Consider the following 19,921-nt stretch of genomic DNA (forward strand, 5'->3'; position numbering starts at 1 on the left):
ACATTCTCCTCTCCTATCGATGGGTGCCGGGATGTGACGGCCAATGTTGCTGGTAAATCCTTTTCTTCAACCGATGATTTTTATATATTGCCCACAACAGCGTCACCGTGCGGTTTGCCTGTTTGAACAGCTTGGGATAATCATAGTTTTCGTTTTTTATCGCCTGCATGATTTCCTGAAATTCCTTGCTGGAAAGCTGCAGGAATCCTTCGGCTGCATCAATAGCATTCTCGGCAAGGTGGGCTTTCATCCTGTTAAGTTCCAGAAAGCCGTCGAACGCGATTGCTTGCGATTGAAATACACCGATCGCCCGGCGTTTTGCCGGCAGTGTCTCCGAAATATCGATCAAACAATTGATGGCTGCCGGTGGAAAGGGGCAATTGATTTCATATAAACGAATGAGCGGATCGATGCTGTCTACTTGTTCGAGAGCACCAGCCAACGCTTCCGCTGTCGCGACATGGTCCGGATGGGCATCGACAAACGTCGTGGAATAAATGATATCCGGCTGGAGACGTTTGATGTGTTCGGCAATCGTGCCGCTCAAATCCGGCCGATTCCCGACATGCCCATCCGGCAAATCACAGTAGACAACCTGATCGATTCCGAGAATCGGCTGAACCTGGCTGATTTCCGCCTTCCGCAGGACAGCCAGTTCTTTTCCCGGAAGCCGGCTGACACTTCGTCCTCCATCTGTGATAAACAAACAGGTAACCTGTGATCCGGTATCGGCATGACGACGTATCGTCCCTCCGAGTCCGATCGTTTCATCGTCCATATGAGGAGCTAATACCAGGATGTGTTGATTCGGCACCACGCTTGCGGTTTTTTGACTGTTTTGATAATGTTTTTTCATTAAAAGCCTGGTAACCGGAACGACTACCGGCTCCGCTGATTTTAACAATGTATCTTTCATCATCGCTGTTACGTCTCCTTTTGCTTCGTTTTACTTCGCAGACTTCCGGCTAGGTAGTGCAAGGAGTGCGTCTTCAGGACCCCTGCGGCCCCTAGGAATATTCCCGCACCGATAGCCGCAACCATTATGATATGCAACAACACGGGCCAACCTGTGACCAACCGGCTGAGCGGGATGATGACAGCTGCCATGATTCCTGTAGCGACAGTGATTTTGATAAACTCTCCAGCCAACATGCCTGACGGAAGCCCCTTGACATGCTTCAGGAAGAGAACAAATCCTGTGGTCGCATAAAGCAAACCGACTACCGAGGATGCGAGCGGGATACCGATAAATCCCAGCATGTTCGTGAATAAATAATTGAATAATAGATTCAACACCACGGAAACGGCGCCGATTTTCATGATTAATTTGCCTTGTTTTATCGAATAAAATCCTTTGTTGACCATCGTATTCAAACTGAAAAAAAGTACCGAACCAAAATAGTAGTAGGCCGCCTGGCTTGTCTCCAGGGTAGCCTGATGCGTAAACGCACCGCGCTCATACAATAGCTCGATGATTTGCGGCATGAGGATCATCATCCCGCTGATCGCCGGAAGGACGAGCAAGTACATCAGGTTAAGTCCCTGCGTCATCGTTTGTTTGAATTGCTTCTGATTGCCTGCAGCCTGTGCTTGAGCAAGTGCCGGAAAAACCAGGGTCGCAATCGTGACTCCGAAAATCGCCTGCGGAAAATGGACCAGGTTTTTGGCATAGTTGATATAGGTCACGGTTCCTTCGGGAAAGTAGCCGGCAAATATATTGTCGACTGCCAAGTTGATTTGGCCCACCATAACGGTCAAGGCCACAGGCAGGAACAACTGATAAAATTGTTTAATTTCCGCCGGATTGATTTTTTCTTTCCATCGGATTGCTTGTTTGGGAACAGCCAAAATCAGCTTGAACAATAAAGAAACAATCGTACCTGCAAAATAGCCGGCCGCCAGTGCGTTAGGTCCGGCAGATTCCGCGAATAGAAAAGCGCTGGTTATCATGGCGGCTATCACGATGATTTGCGAGGCAGCTGATGTGGAAAATCGCTGTCTTGCATCCAGATAAGCCTCCAATACAGCGTTTAATCCAACAAACACCAAGGCACCCATAAGCCAAATGGATACCCCGACCGCAACCCTTGTCGCCTGTCCGCTGAATTCGGCATAAAGAAACGGAATCAAATACGGGGAAAGCAGCATACCGAGAACCGCTGCGACTGTCCCTCCAATAGCTGTTGCTTTGAACACATGGGACAAGTGGCTGTTTTCCCTGCCACTGGCAGCTGCCTCGAGATAGCTTGGGACGAATGTATTCTTCATTCCGTTGATCATGAACAGGAACAGCATGTTCGGAATGATGAATGCAGCCAAGAATGCATCCGCCTGATAACTGTCTCCGAAGTAATAGGCAATCACCATGTCGCGGACCAGGCCTGAAATTTTCAATAGCAATGTCATCAGCAAAAACAACAATCCGGCCGCTCCCAGTTTCGACTTCATCCTCATTACCCCGCAGTTTGCTTCCTGTTTTGTGTTTGGACAGTCCGCCAGAGGCGGAGCTGCCTGTAATTCACCTCAAATATACCAAACCTAAACAAAAGAAAAAGGAAAATTCATGATTCTTAACGCACTCTTTACGTACTTCATATTAACTTAGTATTCTGTGAATCTTTGTTAATGGAACAGACCTTCCAGCTTGTTTCTGACAGAGGGGGAAATCGCACTGTTTCCGCCCAAATAGTAATAAACCGGTTCGCCGGGCAGTCCTTTCAGCCATTCGGAAAGCACGTCGGGCACTTCCTTCTCGTTCGTCAACAGCAGCGGTGACTTTTGCCGGGCAGCCAAGGCAGTTCCGGACAGGGAATCCGCCATGCCATAGCCCCTTGCAAAAAAAACGTTGGATAGTGCCTGTTTTGGATAATATTTTTCGGCGATTGCCACACTTGTTTCAAATCTAGTTTTGCCTGATACCCGTTCGACTATACTGACCTTTTGCCGCAATGTTTTCTCGACGGCTGCAGAAACAGCGTTTGTACCACCGATGATAGTTGCTTTGCGTATATTGTTATCTTGTATAAATTGAGAAACTTGTTTGTTTAATCGGCTTTTTTCCGTCAGCAGAATCGGAATTTGATTTTCTGCTGCATAAGAAGCAATGGATAGTGCGTCAGAAGACTTTTCGTCACCTGTCGTGAGATAGATTTCATCGGCAGTGTTCGATCGGGCAGTCACTTCGGCAATATTGGCAGCTGTTTCATATCGGGTCGCTCCGGATAACCGGATGATCTCGGCATTTCCATAGCGGGATTTCAATTTGTTTTCTATTTTCAAAGAAACTGCCGCAGTACCTCCAAGTAAATAAATTTTGTAGGGCCTGGATCCTGAAACATAATGGTCCGGATTAAGCCGGTCGATTTCCTTCAAGGTAACCTCTTGCAGCGTATCTGGAGTGGTCAGCAATAACGGGGACGCAAACTCTGCCGCCAACACGCTCCCGGTCAATGCATCGATTGGCAAGTCCCCCCTACCCAGTACAACGCCTTGGCTATTGTTCCAGTGCCAGCCGAAGTTGGCGATGCTGACGCTCGTTTCATACCGCCGGCTTCCTTCCAAAGCATAGGTAAGGGTGTTTGGCGAACTGCTTAAGTAACTGCTCGCAGCAAAACCGGTTTTTCCGCTGCTTGTCCTTACCGGGTACCAGACAAACTGGGAGGTGTTACTGTTGGAAGATTGAAATGAACCAGTAATGGTCACCCTTTCTCCTCGCTTTAGTGAACCGATCTGCGAACCGGAGGGACTGTCCCTCAACGTCAGACTGTCAGCCGTAACATAAACTGGTTGATTGACAGAATAGTTTTGCCTGGTCGTCACCTGGCTCGCTTTATAACGGATTGTTTCCCCGCCGAAACGCAGAATCCCATCAATCCTAGGGTTCAATAAATAGGTGGGAAATGGCGGCAAGTCTTCTAAGAGACCATAGTCGTTGATGTGTCGATAGATTTTTTCCTGATAAGCAGATGCCGGATTTGTGAGCGGATCATTCCGCGAGGACAAACCATTATACGCAAGAATGGCAAAATACCAGTTTTCCAGCTTTGATTTATCATGGTCATTTATCTTCGGTATCAATCCTGCATTGGCATAGTTCCATTTCTGCTGTAAAATTTTCAACCCTTCTCGAATGTTGTAACGGATATCGGTAGAAAGCTTGTTGATTTCGCGCTGCTTTTCTTCGGGATCTTCTATGAATCGATAGTCTGATACTTGCATGATTCCGATGCCGATGCAGTCGTAGCCCAGTTTGACATTGGTGCCATCCCAATTCGGGCAGTTTTTTCTATAATGGGATTCCGGCGTATTACCCTTTGGCCAATACTGTTGCCAACCGCTTTCCTGGTAGGCGATTGCTTTGACGATCTCCGGAGGAATGCCGGCGTTGACCGCTTCTTCAGTGAGGATGCGGGAGATTTCACTGTAGGAGGGGTTACTGTATTTTTCCTCAACGGAAGCCAGGATAGCAAATCGACTTGTGATTTTGGACATAGCGGAAGGCTGCTCATTAGCTTGCTTTTTGACTTTACCTTGTTCTAGTTTAAACACATCGTCGAGAATATCAGTCGGCTCTGTCATGATGTCATTGTTTTCGAATACTGGGTAGCTCACCGTTATCTCCTGACCTTCCATCTCTAAGGCTGCCCGTTGATAGGTAGGAGAAGTGAAAACTTTTTGATACTCTTCACCACCAGAGAGCACTTCAAAATATACCTCTTGGCCAGTACCATCCAATCGATATTCGATAATCAGGTAGTGATCGGTATCCTCCGTTAGTAATTGAATATCGGCGATAGCCGCCAGAGTGGCTTTGTTGCTATACAACACTTTGGCATTTCTCACCACTTTAATCGATGATGTTGTTTGGTTGTTGTTTACTTCAGCGGTCAATCCTCCTTCAAATTCCAGTTGGGTTTCCCCTCCCGGTATTCCGTTTTCCTCGGCAGCAGTCAAATGACTGGCCGCCATAAACAAAAACAGCAAACTCAGGACAAAGCCGCCTGCTTTCTTTATGCTTGTTTTGTCTCCAAAGTATTTCGACAAAATCGAACACCCTCTCCCCTTTTTTTAACTCTATGAATCTTATAAAAAACGGAGATAGAGGCTTTGTCAACGCGGCTTTGATAATTGTAAACCAATCTGGTTCCCTTAACGTTCAGGATGAATCGTGCGCATCTTACCCTCTGTTGGGGGACACGCTTGTGCCGTTTTAGATAGTTAACCAAAATTTCAAGAAAACTAAACAAAGTAATCAAACGTTTACTGTAAAGTTTTGTTGAAGATTTATTAAGTTGTGGGGTCAGGTTGTGGGGTCAGTCCCCGGCGATAGATGGGGACTGACCCCGTAGGTAATATGGCCTATATTCAAGATAAAAAAAGGAGCCGGGTTGGGCTCTTTATTCTTGGGAATGCTTCTCTTTCTTATATGGTTTTGCAGAGCCGGTGAATGGATTGATTTCGTACGTTAGGTCTCGTCCGGCCTCTTTTTCTTCTTGTGAAACGCTTTTTCCAAGTGCTGCATAATACCAAGCCCATGCGCCCAATGACAATAATCCACCGATAGTTGTAACCCAAAACACAGCGTCCCCGTCCATGCTCCACCTCCATATGATTGTTATTTCCAGTTTAGCATGGAATACCTTTTTTCGGTCATCCTACAGTCTAGTGACTTGCCAAAGAGGTAACCGCCCTAGACGAGTTGACAGTCGGCCGTCCAATCGAATGGTACTCGATTTCACTTGCTTCTGCATCTTTCAAGGCGAAGCAGTTACGGCCGTCAAACAGAAGCGGACTGGCCAGCAGGCGGGCATATTCCGTTAACGGAAGATCCTTGATCTGCTTCCAATCGGTGACGATCACGGCACAGTCTGCAGCTTGGACAGCCTCCTGCAGATTGTCGGTCAACATGATTTCGGCAGGCATCAGTTGTCTGGCTCGAGAGACAGCAACCGGGTCATACCCGCGGAGCATAGCCCCTGCAGCCTGCAGTTTCTCTGCGACCCGTATGGCGGGTGATTCCCGCATATCGTCTGTATTCGGTTTGAAGGTCAGACCAAGCAAAGCGATGGTTTTGCCTTCAAGACTTCCTAAACGGGCTTGAATCATTTCCACCAGCCAATCCCGCTGATTCTCATTGACATGCTGGACACTGCCAAGCAATGGCATCGGGTAATCATGACTTCTTCCCATCGCGATCAATGCATTGGTGTCCTTTGGAAAACAAGAGCCGCCATAGCCGAGCCCCGCTTGGAGAAACTTACTGCCGATACGCGAATCCATTCCCATTCCTTCTGCCACGTTATCGACATTGGCTCCTACATGGGCGCACAAATGAGCCATTTCGTTAATAAAGCTTATTTTAGCCGCCAAAAATGCATTGGAGGCATATTTGATCATTTCGGCGCTGCGTAAATCCGTTTTGACGATTGGCAGCTGGAACGGCCGGTTGATTTCCTCCAGCAGTTCCAGTGCAATTGGATCATCAGACCCTATCACAATGCGCTCCCCGTGAAATGTATCCTGTACTGCCGTACCTTGACGGAGGAATTCCGGGTTGGAAACGATACGTATTTGAACCGGTTCGGCCAATTCTGCCTCTATCATCCTTTTGATAGATTGATTGGTTCCCACGGGAACAGTGCTTTTCGTCACAATCACCGCATTCTGCTTCAAATGGCCGGCAACCGCTCTGCTAGCCGCTTCAATAAAAGTCAAATCAGCTGAGCCGTCAGCCGTTTCCGGTGTTCCGACAGCCAAGTAAACAACCTCTTTCCCGGCCAGCCCTTCTTCATAATCAGTAGTAAACTCCAGCCTGCCGCGTCGGAGATTTTTTCCGAGTAAATCTTCCAGCCCTTCTTCAAAAATCGGAGACCTGCCGTGGTTCAACAAACTGACTTTTTCTTCATCGATATCCAAACAAGTAACCGAGTGGCCGATTTCTGCTAAACAAACACCTGTGACCAAACCGACGTAACCCGTACCAATGACCGCTATATTCATGGCAGTTTCACCGCCTTTTGCTTCTTTCCGTATCCAATGGAGAGGAAGTCAACCAACGGATGCTCCATTTGCTTCTTTCGTTCGCTGCCAGGGAATGCCGCAGTTCGGGACGCTTGTTCATTCTTTTTCATCAAATCGCTCTCCTTTGTCAGGTGTTACTTCTATTTATATTGGGCAGCATGCGAATCCATGCATGACCGTTGACTTCATCCTACCCCGTCGATAGAATCGCCACAATCCCCCTGAACATGCGGTTTCCCGCGCGTTTACAATGTTTACAAATAACAAAACCACAATAAAAGGCGTCCTTTCTCGTTTGAAAAAAGGACGCCTTTTATTTTCTTTCTGTAAAATCGTGTTTGTTAGGTTTTTGTTAATTTTGCTTCATATTCAGCCACGGTCATTGGTGCGTTTTACCAGCTTGTGCATGCTGTTGATCAACGGTTTTTTCCTTTTCTCCACTGCGCCGATTTCCGCTATCAAAGTAAGCAGCAGCAAAATAATGAAAGAAATGACCAGTGAAAAAGTGAGCGATGCATTCGAGAACATGATGCCGAGGATGCCGAATACGGCGCTGAAACCGTAAATGATCAGCACGGTTGCCCGGTGGCTGAACCCCGAGGCAAGCAATTGATAATGAATATGCTTTTTATCGGGAAGCATGATGTTTTCATGGTTGTACAACCTTCGCACTATGGCGAACAACGTATCGAATATGGGTACCGCCAAAACGATCACCGGGATGATAAAACTGAACAATGTCACATTTTTGAACAATCCAAGCAAGGAAATGACGGCTACGGAATACCCGAGAAACATCGATCCGGTATCGCCCATATAGATTTTTGCCGGATAGAAATTATGATAGAGAAAACCGATATTGCTGGCAATCAATACGACGCAAAAATACACAACGACCACGCGGTAATCACCAAGCGCCATAATCAGCACGCTGATCAAAGCGATTGCCGACACGCCGGAAGCCAGTCCATCCAATCCGTCGATTAGGTTGATGGCATTGGTTATGCCCACAATCCATAACAACGTGACGATAAAACTCCAATTACCAAGTTCCACTAATCCAAAAAGCGGTACATTGATCCGCTCGATGATCAGGCCGCCGTATATCAACACGCCGGCAGCAGAGATTTGCCCGATCAATTTATACAATGGGCGCAGCTGAAATTTATCATCAAGAATTCCGAGAATGACGACGATGATCGCCCCGAGACCGATTTCGAACATATGGCGGTGAACCGGCTGCAAATACAGCAAGCCGAGAACCGTGCCTAAAAAAATGGCCAGGCCGCCCAGCCTTGGAATCGCGACTTTATGAATTTTTCTGGCCTCCGGCTTATCCATCGCTCCGATTTTGACTGCGAGCTTTTTCACAGGAACAACGAGCAAGGCAGTAGCCAGCAGTGAAATCAGAAAGGCAATGACAAGCTCTGTCAGGTTAACCATAGAATCCCTACTTTAATTGATTTCTCTCATCTTTAATATGAATCAAACGTTCGATAATATTACAATTTTACTACACTCTATTTCAATTATTCACCGAGACGCACCTGCCCAAACATATAAAGGCAGGCAAAAAACGCATGCACCCGGGTGGGCACATACGTCTTTTACTTGCTAAGCGTTTTGTTCCCGCTTTTTATCACGACGGAACAAACGGACGATTCTTGCTGACAATCCGTCAAAGTAGGTGTAAACAACCGGGATCAGCAGCAGGGTGAAAATGCTGGAGATTCCCAGACCGAAAATGATCGTGATGGCCAGCGGCTGCTGCGATTCAGCTCCTTCGCCTAAACCGAGCGCCAATGGCACCATTCCGAGAATCGTCGTCAAGGTTGTCATCAAAATCGGCCGCATTCTGCTGGCGCCTGCTTCGAGGATGGCATCGAAACGGGACATGCCCCGTCCTCGAAGAATATTGATATAGTCGACCAGCACGATGGCATTGTTGACGACAATACCTGCTAACATGATGATTCCGATGAACGCAGTGATGCTCAACGGTTTGCCTGTCAGGAACAGTCCCAGCAGGATACCGACGACTGTTGCCGGAAGCGAGAACATGATAACCAGCGGTGTCAGGAAGTTCTCGAACTGAACTGCCATTACGGCGTAAACAAGGAAAATCGAGAATACAAGCGCCACTGCCAAATCGGAAAACGCCTCGGCCATATCCTCTACTTCACCACCCATGGAATAGGAATATTCATCCGGGAAGTTTAACTGGTCGAGTTTCGTTTCCACATCGCCACTGATGCTGGCCAAATCCCGTCCCGAGATATCACTGGAGACGTTGACCTGCGGCTGCTGATTTTCCCTGGACAACGTAGCAGGACTTTGAATTTGTTCAAAATCGGCTACCGAATCCAACGGTATCATCGTTCCTTGCGGTGATTGAATCTTCAAATTTTGCAAGTCGGCAATCGTGCCGCGTTGATCTTCCGGGAAGGTCAGACGTACGTTCATATCGTCCCCGTTTTCCCGATAATTCATGACCACCTGACCGGTGAAGGCCATTTGAATCTGGCTCATGATTTGCTGGTGTGTCAAGCCTTGTTGAGCGGCAGCTTCCCGATCAACCGTCACGTTCAGCTCCGGCTGTGTATCGGAAATCGAGGAGGTTGGATTCAGCACTCCATCCACTTCGCCGATTTCAGAAACGACTTGATCGGCCAGTTCGCGCAGTACTTCATGTTCAGGTCCGGTCAGCTGAATTTGTATTGGTGAACCGGTGCTCATCCCTGATCCGCCAAGTGAATTTACTGATATATCGGCACCTACGATATCTTCCATGTCCTTTTGCATATCGGCGATCACTTCATCGGTCGTTTGGCTGCGATCTTCAGAAGAAACCAGCTGCAAGGTATAAGAAGCTTGATTTCCTCCTCCACCGCCGCCCATCATCTGGTTGCCGCCGCCAATACTCAAATAACTTGTATCTAGTACATCTTGATAACTTTGCAATCTCTCACTGACTTCTGCTGCAATTTCTTCGGTCTCTTCTGTCGAAGTGCCGGTAGGTGTTTCCAGTGCAATCTCGATTTGTCCTTCATCGGATGCAGGCATGAATTCAGCGCCGATGAACGGAATCAAAGCAAGGCTTCCGACAATGCACAGGAAGGTCACAAATACAGTCGTTTTGCGGAACTTCAGCACTTTGCGAAGCACGCCTTTATAGCCATTATTGAATTTATCCAGGAAGCGGTCGAACCAGTAACGCCGGCCATGGTCTTGCATGGCTTTGCTCAGCAGTTTGGATGACAGCATCGGAATCAAAGTGATGGAAACAACCAACGATGCAATCAATGCAAACGAAACGGTTAATGCGAACGGCGTGAACAGGCTGGATGCAATGCCTTCAACAAAGACAATCGGCAAGAATACGACCAATGTTGTCGTCGTCGAGGCGATAACAGCAGGAGCCAGTTCCGATGCTCCCTTCTTGGCGGCTTCCACCATCGAAAAGCCGCGCTGGCGATAGGAAACGATATTTTCCAATATGACGATCGAACTGTCGACCATCATTCCGATGCCAAGCGCCAGTCCGCCCATGGTCAGGACGTTCAGTGTTTCACCAGTAAAGTAAAGCAAGGTAAAGGTGGAGATGATCGCAATCGGAATAGAGAGTCCGATGACGATGGTCGCCCGGATGCTCTTTAAGAACAGCAACAGGACAAGAATGGAAAAGATCCCACCGATAATCATATTTTGGACCACGGAACTGATCGATGATTTGATGAATGTCGACGTATCGATCACGACATCGAGCGACACGCCTTCCGGCAGCTCTTCTTTCAAGTCCTCGACTGCTGCCGTGACATTGTCGGAAACATCCACGGTGTTACCGTCGGTCTTTTTCATGACGGAAAGGACTGCCGCCTGCTTTCCATTGACCATGGTGGTTCCGTTCGACTCTTCAAATGTATCTTTTACTTCAGCAATATCTTCTACGTGTACTTGGGTGCCGGACTGCGACTGGATGATCGTCTCCCGGATATCATCAACCGAATCAAAGTCCCCATTCACCCGTACTTGCAGGTCCTGATCGCCTTTTTGCACGGTTCCCGCTGAACCGGATTGGTTCACCCCACCGAGTGCCTGCGAGATATCCTGCGTGCTCAAGCCGTATTGTGCCATTTTTCCTTGATCGAGTTCGAGCTGGATTTCTCTCGTCTGTCCGCCTTCGACGGTCACCGAGGCTACGCCTTCCTGCCGTTCAAAGTATGGGACCACTTGATCATCGGCCACGTTTTGCAGTTGGGACAGATTATCGCCTGTCAGCCCAACCCACATGATCGGCATTTGATCAGGATTGAAGCGGAGTACGGACGGATCGTCCGCACTGTCCGGCAACATTCCTTTGGCTGAATCGACCTGTTCACGCACTTCGAGCAGGGCGTTGTCCAGGTTGGTGCCGGTCGAGAACATGATGATAACAAGGGAGGAACCCGATTGGGATTGGGATTGTACTGTTTCCACCCCTTCTATCGAACTGAGCGAAGCTTCGAGCGGCTGACTGACTTGCTTTTCGACTTCCTCTGGAGCAGCATCCGGGTAACTGGTCGCTACTACGGCAATCGGCAAGTCAATTTTCGGAAACAAATCGATTGCTAAACTGCGTAATGAAACAAAGCCCAGCGCCAGGATAGCCAAGACGATCATGACCACGCCAACCGGACGCTTGACGGAAGTATCTACTAACTTCACGATTATTGCTCCTCCTTCTTGATGCTGACTTGCCCGCCATCACTTAAGGTGAGCTGTCCTTTGACGACCACTGTATCCCCTTCAGCTACATCTGCTTCAATCGCTGTCAGATCGGATTGGGTTTCGACTATTTCGACAGGCATTTCTGTTGCCTGGTCATCTTTCACGGTATAAATAAGCGCTTCGCCGTTGTCATCCACCAGGGCTGCAGTTGGAACAAGCAACGTATCCTTGACCACTTTTTCAGCCAATTGAACTGCGGCAGTCATACCCGGTTTGATATCATTGTCTTCATTTTCGAACGACAACTCGACAGGGTACAAACCGGTATCGTCTGGAACCGAGGCGGCATATTCAATTGTAGCAGTCAATTCTTTGTCCAAACTGGTAAACTGCACTTTCGCTTCGTCTTTATCTTCAAACAATTCCAGGTCTTCTGCAGTTACGGTCACTTCTACTAATAGATTGTCCAAATCGACGATCGTGGCAAGTGGTTCGGAACCGGAGACCATTCCGCCTTCGTTGACTTCAAGCGACGTAACCTCCCCGTCTGCAGGCGCTTCGATGTCGACGTTCCCCATCCCTTCCGCAGATTTGATGGTGGCGATGACATCGCCCTCTTCCACCTTGTCGCCTTTTTCCACTTCCAGCGAATCTACTTCACCGGCTGTGGGAGGAAGGACAGGTGCTGTGGACTCAGGTGTCACCCTGCCATAAAATTGCTTATCCACTGTTAAATCCCCTTTTGTTACTTCCCCCACTTCAACGGGAGTCACGCTTTCTTCTTCCCCGCTGTTATCCGATTCCTGTTCAGAACAAGCCGCCAGTACCAGGGCAATCAGTGCAAGCAGCAGCAATGCGAATTTTTTCATGATCATTCTCCTCTCCATTTGCTGACCATATGTATGATCCATCTCCGGCACACTATGCCGATATTTTCTATAGTTCACGCTTTTTTGTCAAATCTTGCAGTCGAAGTGCTTCTTGTCGAATACTCCGGCTATTCTGTTACTGAAAATTTTTCCCACTGTGATTATACGGCTTGATTACCGTTTGGGTTTCAATTGTTTTTATGAATTCGAGAAAATATACCCATAATGACCAGTCAGTCGTGTTTTACTATATCACGTATCGGCCAGTGTGACAATTACACGGCATATTAAATGAACGAAAAGAATATCCTGCCTCCGTTTCGTGGTGGCAGGATATTCTGAGCTTATGGATTATTGATTTTTGTCGTCGTCATTCATCGTGTCTTCATTGGTGGCATCATTGTTCTCGTCGGTCAGATCACCGGATTCTTGATCTGTGTCCCCTTGATCATCCTGGTTGCCGTTCTCTTGGTCACCTTCATCGGTAATGCCTTCATCGGTGTTGTTCTCATCCATATTATTGTCGCCTTGATTCATGTCATCCTCATCATTGCCGTTGTCTTCCACCGGTGCATCATTATTATCTTCCGGCGGTGGATTGTCGTTATCATCGTTACCGCAGGCAGCCATGAGCATCAAAGCCAGCATGGACGCCCCCAACTTTAATAGCAAGTGTTTTTTCATAGGTAAAAACCTCCTTTATGTTGTCTTCCATTTATAGCCTTCCCATTTTTTCAAAAAAGTTTCTAAAGTTTTTGTAAGGATGTACAAGCTTGTTTTCCTATAGACGAGAAAGCAGCCTGACTGTACGAGGAAGTCAGTTAAAGAAACCTCTTAACAAATGAGAGCAGCCAGTTTCCATTCAGCATCTGTCCCTGATGGATACCGAAAAAAGACTCACCACTAGAATGCCATCCAAATAGAAAATTATACATGGAAGGGAAATAAACAAGCATAAAGAAAGGAAATGAATGAGGGGACAGACCCCCAACACAGTAATACGCTATCGCGCTACCACTATCAAGCGTTGGGGGTCTGTCCCTCGAGGGAGTTTTATTGGTCTTGATTTTCTTGATCGGAATCATCATTCGTGGAATCTTCGTCCATCGATGAGTCATCACTAGAACCGCTGTCTTCTTCACTTTCTACTTCATTTTCGGATGAATCACTGCCTTCGCGGTTCGGTTCGCCTGTCCCGCCTTCGGTTCCATTATCACCGGTACCTTGGTCGCTCTGGCTGTCAGTGTCGCCTGAATTACCATTGTCTTGTTCGATTTCACCGGTTTGCTGGTCACTGTTTTCTTCCACGGGAGAGTCGGGCGACTGATCATCTTCCGGCGGAGGCTGTTCTTCATCTCCACTCCCGCAAGCAGAAACAATCGACAACGCCAATAAGGGTGCACCCAGTTTGTAAAGTAAACGACTGTTCATGTTTCAGACTCCTCCTTGTTGTCTTACTTTTAAGCATCGGTCTGACGCAATGATTCGTTAAATTCTTTCATGGTTACACTATATCCCCATGTCCCGGAAGTTAAACCAGCCTCTATAATGAAATTGGGGACAGTCCCTCCGGTGCGCCGACAAGCTTGATCTTGCTGCGGGAGGGACTGTCCCCGGTATTAGTATTTATTTGATGGCGAACATGATTTCTGCTTCGCAGGCTGTTTCGCCATCTACGGACGCGATTGCTTTTCCTTTTCCGATCGGCCCTTTTAACTTGATGATCTCCACTTCGAGTCGTAATTGGTCACCTGGCTTTACTTGGCGTTTGAAGCGACATTTATCAAGTCCAGCCAAAAAACCAATCTTTCCTTTGTTCTCTTCCTTGTTAAGGATCACGACTGCTCCGACTTGCGCCAATGCTTCGACAATCAATACACCTGGCATGACAGGGTAGTCAGGGAAATGGCCCTGGAAAAACGGTTCATTGATGGTCACGTTTTTTTTGCCGACTACTCGCTTTCCCTCTTCGATTTCGGTTACTTCATCCACCAATAAGAATGGGTAACGATGCGGAATAATGTCTTTGATTTCATTAATATCCAATGTTCTCTTTCTCCTTTCTCATCTGTCGGCAGAGAGCAACCCTGCTGTTATCACAGTGACTTTCTGCCACCTGCCTGTCTACTATTAAAGTATAAAGAAAACAAGCTTTTCCGCCAAGCATCAACAGAATGTTTTTCAGCTGAATCGGAAAACCTACGAATAGATTGGCTGGTCTTATTCAATTTCTTCTGCGAAAACCAAATGTTTCAGGAAAATGGCAGGAAGGGAATAGGCTTTACAGTTGGACAACTTAAAGAGGAGGTAAACCAGATGCTTTGGACCATATTGGGCATCATCCTTGCGATATGGCTGCTCGGCTTTATTTTTAACGTAGTCGGCGGCATTATCCATATCCTATTGGTGATCGCTGTCATCGTACTAGTTATAAAATTCATCCGCGGACGAACCTAGATAACGGGGACTGACCCCAAAAACTCCGGAGGACGGGGGTAACCGTTGTTTTCGGGAGTATGGGGTCAGTCCCCGGAGTGTCATAAAAAAAGGTGATCAAGCTATAAAGCTGTGATCACCTTTTTTATATATGGAAGTAAGCAATTCGAAATTCGCAAACTCTGGTTTCGAGTTTTATTCTTGTTTGCCTGTCACGATGTTGACAATGTGCTCCCACGTGGATACTTCCAGTGCTTCTGTAGGTTTTCCGTCACCTAATACACCATAGCCGAACATCAATCCGCAAATCAATGCCAACCCACACAGCACAAACACGACCACCAGTCGCAGCCAAATCGGAAAAATCCGGCGCCTTGCCTTTAGTAGCTTCCATGTTCTATTTTCTTTTTTTTGGTCCGAAGCTTCTTCTTTCTTCTCCAGAGACTGATCCGCAGTCTTTCTTTGCTGCTTTGTCTGCTGTTTGAATTCCTTGCGCTTGGCTGGACCCTGATTCACTTCTTTTGTAGGATTGTTCGTTTGCATGGCTTTGATGACTCCTTACTATTCATCTTCTGCGGTTTCTAAAAAGGATGACTGGATTTTATCGGATTACCGCAGTTGGTTTACCAGTCCTGCCATTTGATCGCTCATGGAAATCGATCTGGCATTGAACTGGTAAGAACGTTGCGTTAACAGCATATCACTCATTTGTTTGGATATATCGACATTCGAATTTTCCAAGGCACTGGTTTTCACTCGCAAATCATTTTCTCCGACTTGCTGGATGATTTCCCCTTCCTGGTAATTCAATGCGTCCAAATCCGGGAGGCGGAAGCTGTTATCCCCGGTCGGTTCTAACACGCGGGGCCGTACTGCTTCTACAACCGCAAGTCTTCCTTCCCTTGCTGTCTGTCCGTTCCGAGTTACTTCAATTATTCCATTACCCGTAATCTGTATGTCTTCAAACCCATCGGCAAAAGACAACGGCCCGTTTTCACCCATGATCGGGTTGCCATCCTGATTGGTGAGCATGACCTCCCCATTATCCAATGGACTCAGATAAAAAGAACCGGCACGCGTAAATCTGGTTTCACTCACGCCATTTTCCGTCACTTGGACTTGAAAAAGCTGATTGTCATCAAGAAGTGCCACGTCCAGCCCCCTTCCCGTTTCCTGAAGGGAACCGGCCGACAAATCTGCATTGGTATGACCCAGCTTCGCTCCGGAGCCTATCCGCAATCCATCTGGCGTCAAGCGACCCTCTGCATTAGCCGGGTCTGATAGGTTGTCGATTTGCTGAAACAATAAGGAAGAAAAGTTTGCCTGACGGCTTTTATAACCATTTGTATTCGTATTCGCCAGGTTATTGCCGATCAAATCCAATTTATTTTGCAGCTGTCCCATGGTGACCGCTGCCTGAATCCCGATTCTGCTCATGACAATCCCCCTTATCTTACTCGGCCGATTTCATTGACGGCCTTTTCCATACTAGAATCATATGCTTTTAACACCTTCTGATTGGTTTCGAACGAGCGGTAAGCTTCCATCATATCCGTCATCGACCGCAAGGAATCCACGTTGGAGCCTTCCAATACACCCTGCTGCACAGAAAAAGTCACACCTGCTGCAGCTCTGGCATCGACAGCCGGATCGGCTCCTTCATCCATCCGGAAGACATTCTCGCCTTCCTTTATCAAAGAATTGGCATCAGCTGCATAGGCAACTCCCAGAGGAATATTTTGCCCGTCAATCTGTACGGTCCCTTCCTCTGTTACATTAAACTCCATGTTGTTGGTCTGGATTGGATTGCCTGCTTGATCCAGTACATAAAAACCTTGATTGGAAACAAGAAAGCCATCCCCGTCAAGGGTAAAGTTACCATTCCGCGACAATCGCTCTTCTCCTTCTCCATTTTGCAATGTGAAGAACAGGCCGCCGTTTTCATCCGGCAGATTCCCATTTACGAGCGCCATGTCCGTTGAGATGCCCGTCTCTTGCAGATCACCCTGGCTAAAATCTGGAATGGTTTCCTGTATATAGACACCTGAATTGATAGACCCGATCGTCGTCGGCATCGCTCTGCTCAAGTTACGACTTGTCGGCACGTTCTGCTCTTCCATCCGCTGCAACAACAACTCAGGAAATGCTTTCAACGTGGCCTGGTCCTGCTTGTAACCAGGCGTCTGTGCATTGGCAATATTGTTGGACAACGCTTCCTGCCTTCGCTGTTGTGCCAGCATTCCGGAAGCTGCGGTATAATATCCTCTTAACAAAATCCCTGCCCCTTTTTCAGCAAACAGCTGGCCGCTGCCTGCATGTTATTCGTTATGCCACTTTCAAAGTGGGTATCAAAATCATACGTAAATCTGTTTTTCCAGACATTTTTCGCACCATCGTCAGTAGGAAACGGTCATTACACGATGCTTTTCTTATCGACCTTGTCGATGTTTTCCAGCATGATACCTGTCCCTCTCGCCACACAGTTCATCGGTTCATCCGCCAGCAATACAGGAACTTTCAACTGGTCAGCAAGCAATTGATCGAATCCGTGCAGCAAAGCGCCTCCTCCGGTGAGGATGACTCCGCGATCAATAATGTCTGCCGAAAGCTCAGGCGGGGTGTGTTCTAACACCGTTTTGGCCGCCTGTACAATCAAAGAGACTGATTCACGCAGCGCCTCTTCAATTTCCGCTGAATGAATGGTGATCGTGCGTGGAAGTCCAGACACCATGTCGCGTCCGCGGATATCGATGCTTTCATCACGGGCACCGGGGAATACTGTGGCTACATTGATTTTGATATCTTCCGCTGTGCGTTCACCAATCAACAGCTTATATTTTTTCTTCACATAATTAAGGATTTCATGGTCAAACTTATCGCCGGCCATTTTAATCGACTGGGCGGTTACAATATCACCCATCGAAAGGACAGCTACATCCGTCGTTCCGCCGCCGATGTCAACAACCATGTTTCCGCTCGGCTGGAAAATATCCATACCAGCTCCGATGGCTGCCACTTTCGGTTCTTCTTCTAAGTATATTTTCTTACCGCCGGACTTTTCAGCAGCTTCTTTGATTGCCTTCTGCTCTACCTTGGTAATATTGGTCGGGCAGCAAATCAGCATCCGTGGCTTCGATAAAAAGCCGCGGGCATTTATTTTATTGATAAAGTATCTCAACATCGCTTCTGTCACATCAAAATCGGCAATGACTCCATCCTTCAGCGGCCGAATAGCCTCAATGTTGCCCGGGGTTCGTCCGACCATGCGCCGCGCAGCATCTCCTACTTCCAACACTTTTCCCGAGTTGCGGTCCATGGCAACTACCGAGGGTTCATTTAGTACGATTCCTTTTCCTTTAACGTGGATTAACACGTTCGCTGTCCCAAGATCTATTCCAATGTCCCTAGAAAACATGAATCTTGATCCTCCCTGCGTAATATTGATGCGTCGTATCCGTCCCTGAACACAATGCTACTAATGATATATTTTATCACAATTCTTTTCAATTAGTTAGCGGGAATCGAAAAAAATCTTGGTAATTTCCAAATTCTGCTGAAGAAGGCGGAACACCAGTAAAACAGAGACTGACAAGTCGAAGCAGCAGTAAGCATTTGATCACTTGGCAATATGTCGGATACCGATTTAGGTCAAAAGTAACAGGCGGGCGACTTTCAACCGGAAGAGACATTAATTTGTCAGGGCTGCTTTTGCTTTGGGGGAGTTTTTTTATTAATTATCCAAATCACCTGGAATAAAAAGAAGGCTTCCGCCATTGCGGGCGTAAGCCGGGTTTACTGCATCTTCTATTTAGCTTACTGGTTCTGCGGGGGTGTCTGCTTCTGTCGTACTGACGCTGTATTTTAATTTTGTGGCTTCTCCACCGCGGAGATGGCGGATAGCCTTATGGTGATCCAAAATCGTTTTCACTTCATTAGCCAGCTCTGGGTTGATCTCCGGCAGTCTTTCCGTTAAATCTTTATGGACCGTGCTTTTTGATACCCCGAACTCTTTTGCAATCACTCTGACCGTCTTTCTGGTTTCTACAATGTACTTCCCAATCCTGATAGTTCTCTCTTTGATGTAGTCATGCACACCACTCGCCTCCCTGAGTTGTAAGTCCAAGGTGTGAAATGAGACATAGGTGCTGAGAAAATAATGACTGGAATATTCTATGTAAAAAGATACAAAGCAGCGCGGTTGTTATCTTCGATGTTTAGCGGAAAAGCCCCACAGTACGCTCACCTCAGACCCTGCTTGAATGCTAGGTTTTTTACATTTTATTAAAATCGGACCCCATTTATGATTAAATTTGCAAATTGGGGGGACAGTCCCCCACCTTGCTGCCAATTTAGCGCGACGCAGTGTTAGTGAGTTGGGGGACTGTCCCCCTTCATATTTTGCAAGAAAAAAACACCCACTCTAGATGGGTGCTTTTCTATTTAAAAAACCAAGGGGATAGATTTTTTAGCGTGTTCAGTTAAGAGGGAAGCATCTGGGATGCTATTTTTTTGTATATCTTTACTCTGCATGTTCCCTGCAGTGAAAATGCGCTGTTCAGTTTAGTCGGTATTAACCGATTTCACCGTAATCTGGATCGTAATGAAGAACAATCGGCTTGTCATCCACCGGTGCCTTGTCCTTACCATCTGCCAGGAAGGCAACTCCCGGTTGTACCAATGCGAAACCTACCACCAACACAAACAATGCAACTAATCTTTTTACCATAAATAAAACCCTCCTAAAAAATTTTATTTATAAAAAGATTGTTCGATCCAGAAAAGGGTAGTTATGTAGATTTCAGGGAAGCCATTCTGGAAAAAGCAATCCTCTTACCAAATTTGGAACAAATCCTGAATGATGCTTTTTTATCCGGGAATAACCCGGTTTA

Annotated in this window: 19 protein-coding genes; 1 reads left to right on the forward strand and 18 read right to left on the reverse strand. The window is 47.1% G+C overall.

What is annotated here, in order from left to right; translation table 11 throughout:
• Nucleotides 1–13 precede the first annotated feature (13 nt).
• The 12 genes from F6X55_RS11640 to fabZ form a co-directional block, all read right to left on the reverse strand.
• Nucleotides 14–919 (reverse strand): PIG-L deacetylase family protein, encoded by a 906-nt coding sequence (locus tag F6X55_RS11640; protein WP_153463455.1) that lies wholly within the window; start codon nt 917–919, stop codon nt 14–16.
• A 5-nt stretch (nt 920–924) separates the two neighbouring features.
• Nucleotides 925–2,448: a murein biosynthesis integral membrane protein MurJ gene (gene murJ / locus F6X55_RS11645; RefSeq protein WP_153463457.1), complete on the reverse strand. Its 1,524-nt coding sequence runs from the start codon at nt 2,446–2,448 to the stop codon at nt 925–927.
• A gap of 174 nt (nt 2,449–2,622) precedes the next feature.
• Nucleotides 2,623–5,043 (reverse strand): cell wall-binding repeat-containing protein, encoded by a 2,421-nt coding sequence (locus F6X55_RS11650; RefSeq protein ID WP_153463459.1) that lies wholly within the window; start codon nt 5,041–5,043, stop codon nt 2,623–2,625.
• 353 nt (nt 5,044–5,396) lie between these two features.
• Complete coding sequence (locus tag F6X55_RS11655) at nt 5,397–5,594, reverse strand: hypothetical protein (RefSeq protein ID WP_153463461.1); 198 nt, start codon at nt 5,592–5,594, stop codon at nt 5,397–5,399.
• Between the two features lie 67 nt (nt 5,595–5,661).
• Nucleotides 5,662–6,999 carry a UDP-glucose dehydrogenase family protein gene (locus tag F6X55_RS11660; RefSeq protein WP_153463474.1) on the reverse strand — a complete coding sequence of 446 codons (1,338 nt, stop codon included), beginning with the start codon at nt 6,997–6,999 and terminating at the stop codon, nt 5,662–5,664.
• The gene (locus tag F6X55_RS20320) at nt 6,996–7,130 is read right to left on the reverse strand and encodes a hypothetical protein (protein WP_272914944.1); all 135 of its coding nucleotides are present in this window, start codon (nt 7,128–7,130) and stop codon (nt 6,996–6,998) included. Before F6X55_RS20320 ends, F6X55_RS11660 begins: the two co-directional genes overlap by 4 nt.
• A gap of 259 nt (nt 7,131–7,389) precedes the next feature.
• A complete protein-coding gene (locus tag F6X55_RS11665; protein ID WP_026570740.1) occupies nt 7,390–8,463 on the reverse strand; it encodes a glycosyltransferase family 4 protein in 1,074 nt (357 codons plus the stop codon).
• A gap of 171 nt (nt 8,464–8,634) precedes the next feature.
• The gene (locus F6X55_RS11670; RefSeq protein WP_153463477.1) at nt 8,635–11,724 is read right to left on the reverse strand and encodes an efflux RND transporter permease subunit; all 3,090 of its coding nucleotides are present in this window, start codon (nt 11,722–11,724) and stop codon (nt 8,635–8,637) included.
• 2 nt (nt 11,725–11,726) lie between these two features.
• A complete protein-coding gene (locus F6X55_RS11675; RefSeq protein ID WP_161993080.1) occupies nt 11,727–12,596 on the reverse strand; it encodes an efflux RND transporter periplasmic adaptor subunit in 870 nt (289 codons plus the stop codon).
• 351 nt (nt 12,597–12,947) lie between these two features.
• Nucleotides 12,948–13,280 (reverse strand): hypothetical protein, encoded by a 333-nt coding sequence (locus F6X55_RS11680; protein WP_051382147.1) that lies wholly within the window; start codon nt 13,278–13,280, stop codon nt 12,948–12,950.
• Nucleotides 13,281–13,649: 369 nt separating this feature from the next.
• Nucleotides 13,650–14,027 carry a hypothetical protein gene (locus F6X55_RS11685; RefSeq protein ID WP_026570743.1) on the reverse strand — a complete coding sequence of 126 codons (378 nt, stop codon included), beginning with the start codon at nt 14,025–14,027 and terminating at the stop codon, nt 13,650–13,652.
• Nucleotides 14,028–14,222: 195 nt separating this feature from the next.
• The gene (gene fabZ, locus F6X55_RS11690; RefSeq protein WP_026570744.1) at nt 14,223–14,642 is read right to left on the reverse strand and encodes a 3-hydroxyacyl-ACP dehydratase FabZ; all 420 of its coding nucleotides are present in this window, start codon (nt 14,640–14,642) and stop codon (nt 14,223–14,225) included.
• Between the two features lie 270 nt (nt 14,643–14,912).
• Between fabZ and F6X55_RS11695 the strand changes: the two genes are divergently transcribed.
• Nucleotides 14,913–15,053, forward strand: a complete 141-nt coding sequence (locus tag F6X55_RS11695) for a lmo0937 family membrane protein (RefSeq protein ID WP_152525554.1) — start codon at nt 14,913–14,915, stop codon at nt 15,051–15,053.
• A gap of 174 nt (nt 15,054–15,227) precedes the next feature.
• On the opposite strand, the gene F6X55_RS11700 is transcribed toward F6X55_RS11695, so the two are convergent.
• The 6 genes from F6X55_RS11700 to F6X55_RS11725 form a co-directional block, all read right to left on the reverse strand.
• The gene (locus F6X55_RS11700) at nt 15,228–15,575 is read right to left on the reverse strand and encodes a DNA-directed RNA polymerase subunit beta (protein ID WP_035426930.1); all 348 of its coding nucleotides are present in this window, start codon (nt 15,573–15,575) and stop codon (nt 15,228–15,230) included.
• Nucleotides 15,576–15,641: 66 nt separating this feature from the next.
• On the reverse strand, nt 15,642–16,469 hold the full coding sequence (locus F6X55_RS11705) for a flagellar hook-basal body protein (protein ID WP_026570746.1): 828 nt from the start codon (nt 16,467–16,469) through the stop codon (nt 15,642–15,644).
• Nucleotides 16,470–16,480: 11 nt separating this feature from the next.
• On the reverse strand, nt 16,481–17,305 hold the full coding sequence (locus F6X55_RS11710) for a flagellar hook-basal body protein (RefSeq protein ID WP_153463483.1): 825 nt from the start codon (nt 17,303–17,305) through the stop codon (nt 16,481–16,483).
• Nucleotides 17,306–17,445: 140 nt separating this feature from the next.
• Entirely contained in the window at nt 17,446–18,447 is a 1,002-nt protein-coding gene (mreB, locus tag F6X55_RS11715; RefSeq protein ID WP_026570748.1) for a rod shape-determining protein, read from the reverse strand.
• 393 nt (nt 18,448–18,840) lie between these two features.
• The gene (gene spoIIID, locus F6X55_RS11720; protein WP_026570749.1) at nt 18,841–19,125 is read right to left on the reverse strand and encodes a sporulation transcriptional regulator SpoIIID; all 285 of its coding nucleotides are present in this window, start codon (nt 19,123–19,125) and stop codon (nt 18,841–18,843) included.
• 477 nt (nt 19,126–19,602) lie between these two features.
• Nucleotides 19,603–19,758 carry a hypothetical protein gene (locus F6X55_RS11725; RefSeq protein WP_153463486.1) on the reverse strand — a complete coding sequence of 52 codons (156 nt, stop codon included), beginning with the start codon at nt 19,756–19,758 and terminating at the stop codon, nt 19,603–19,605.
• Nucleotides 19,759–19,921 lie beyond the last annotated feature (163 nt).

The sequence above is a fragment of the Sediminibacillus terrae genome, assembly GCF_009602435.1.
GTDB lineage: Bacteria > Bacillota > Bacilli > Bacillales > Amphibacillaceae > Sediminibacillus > Sediminibacillus terrae.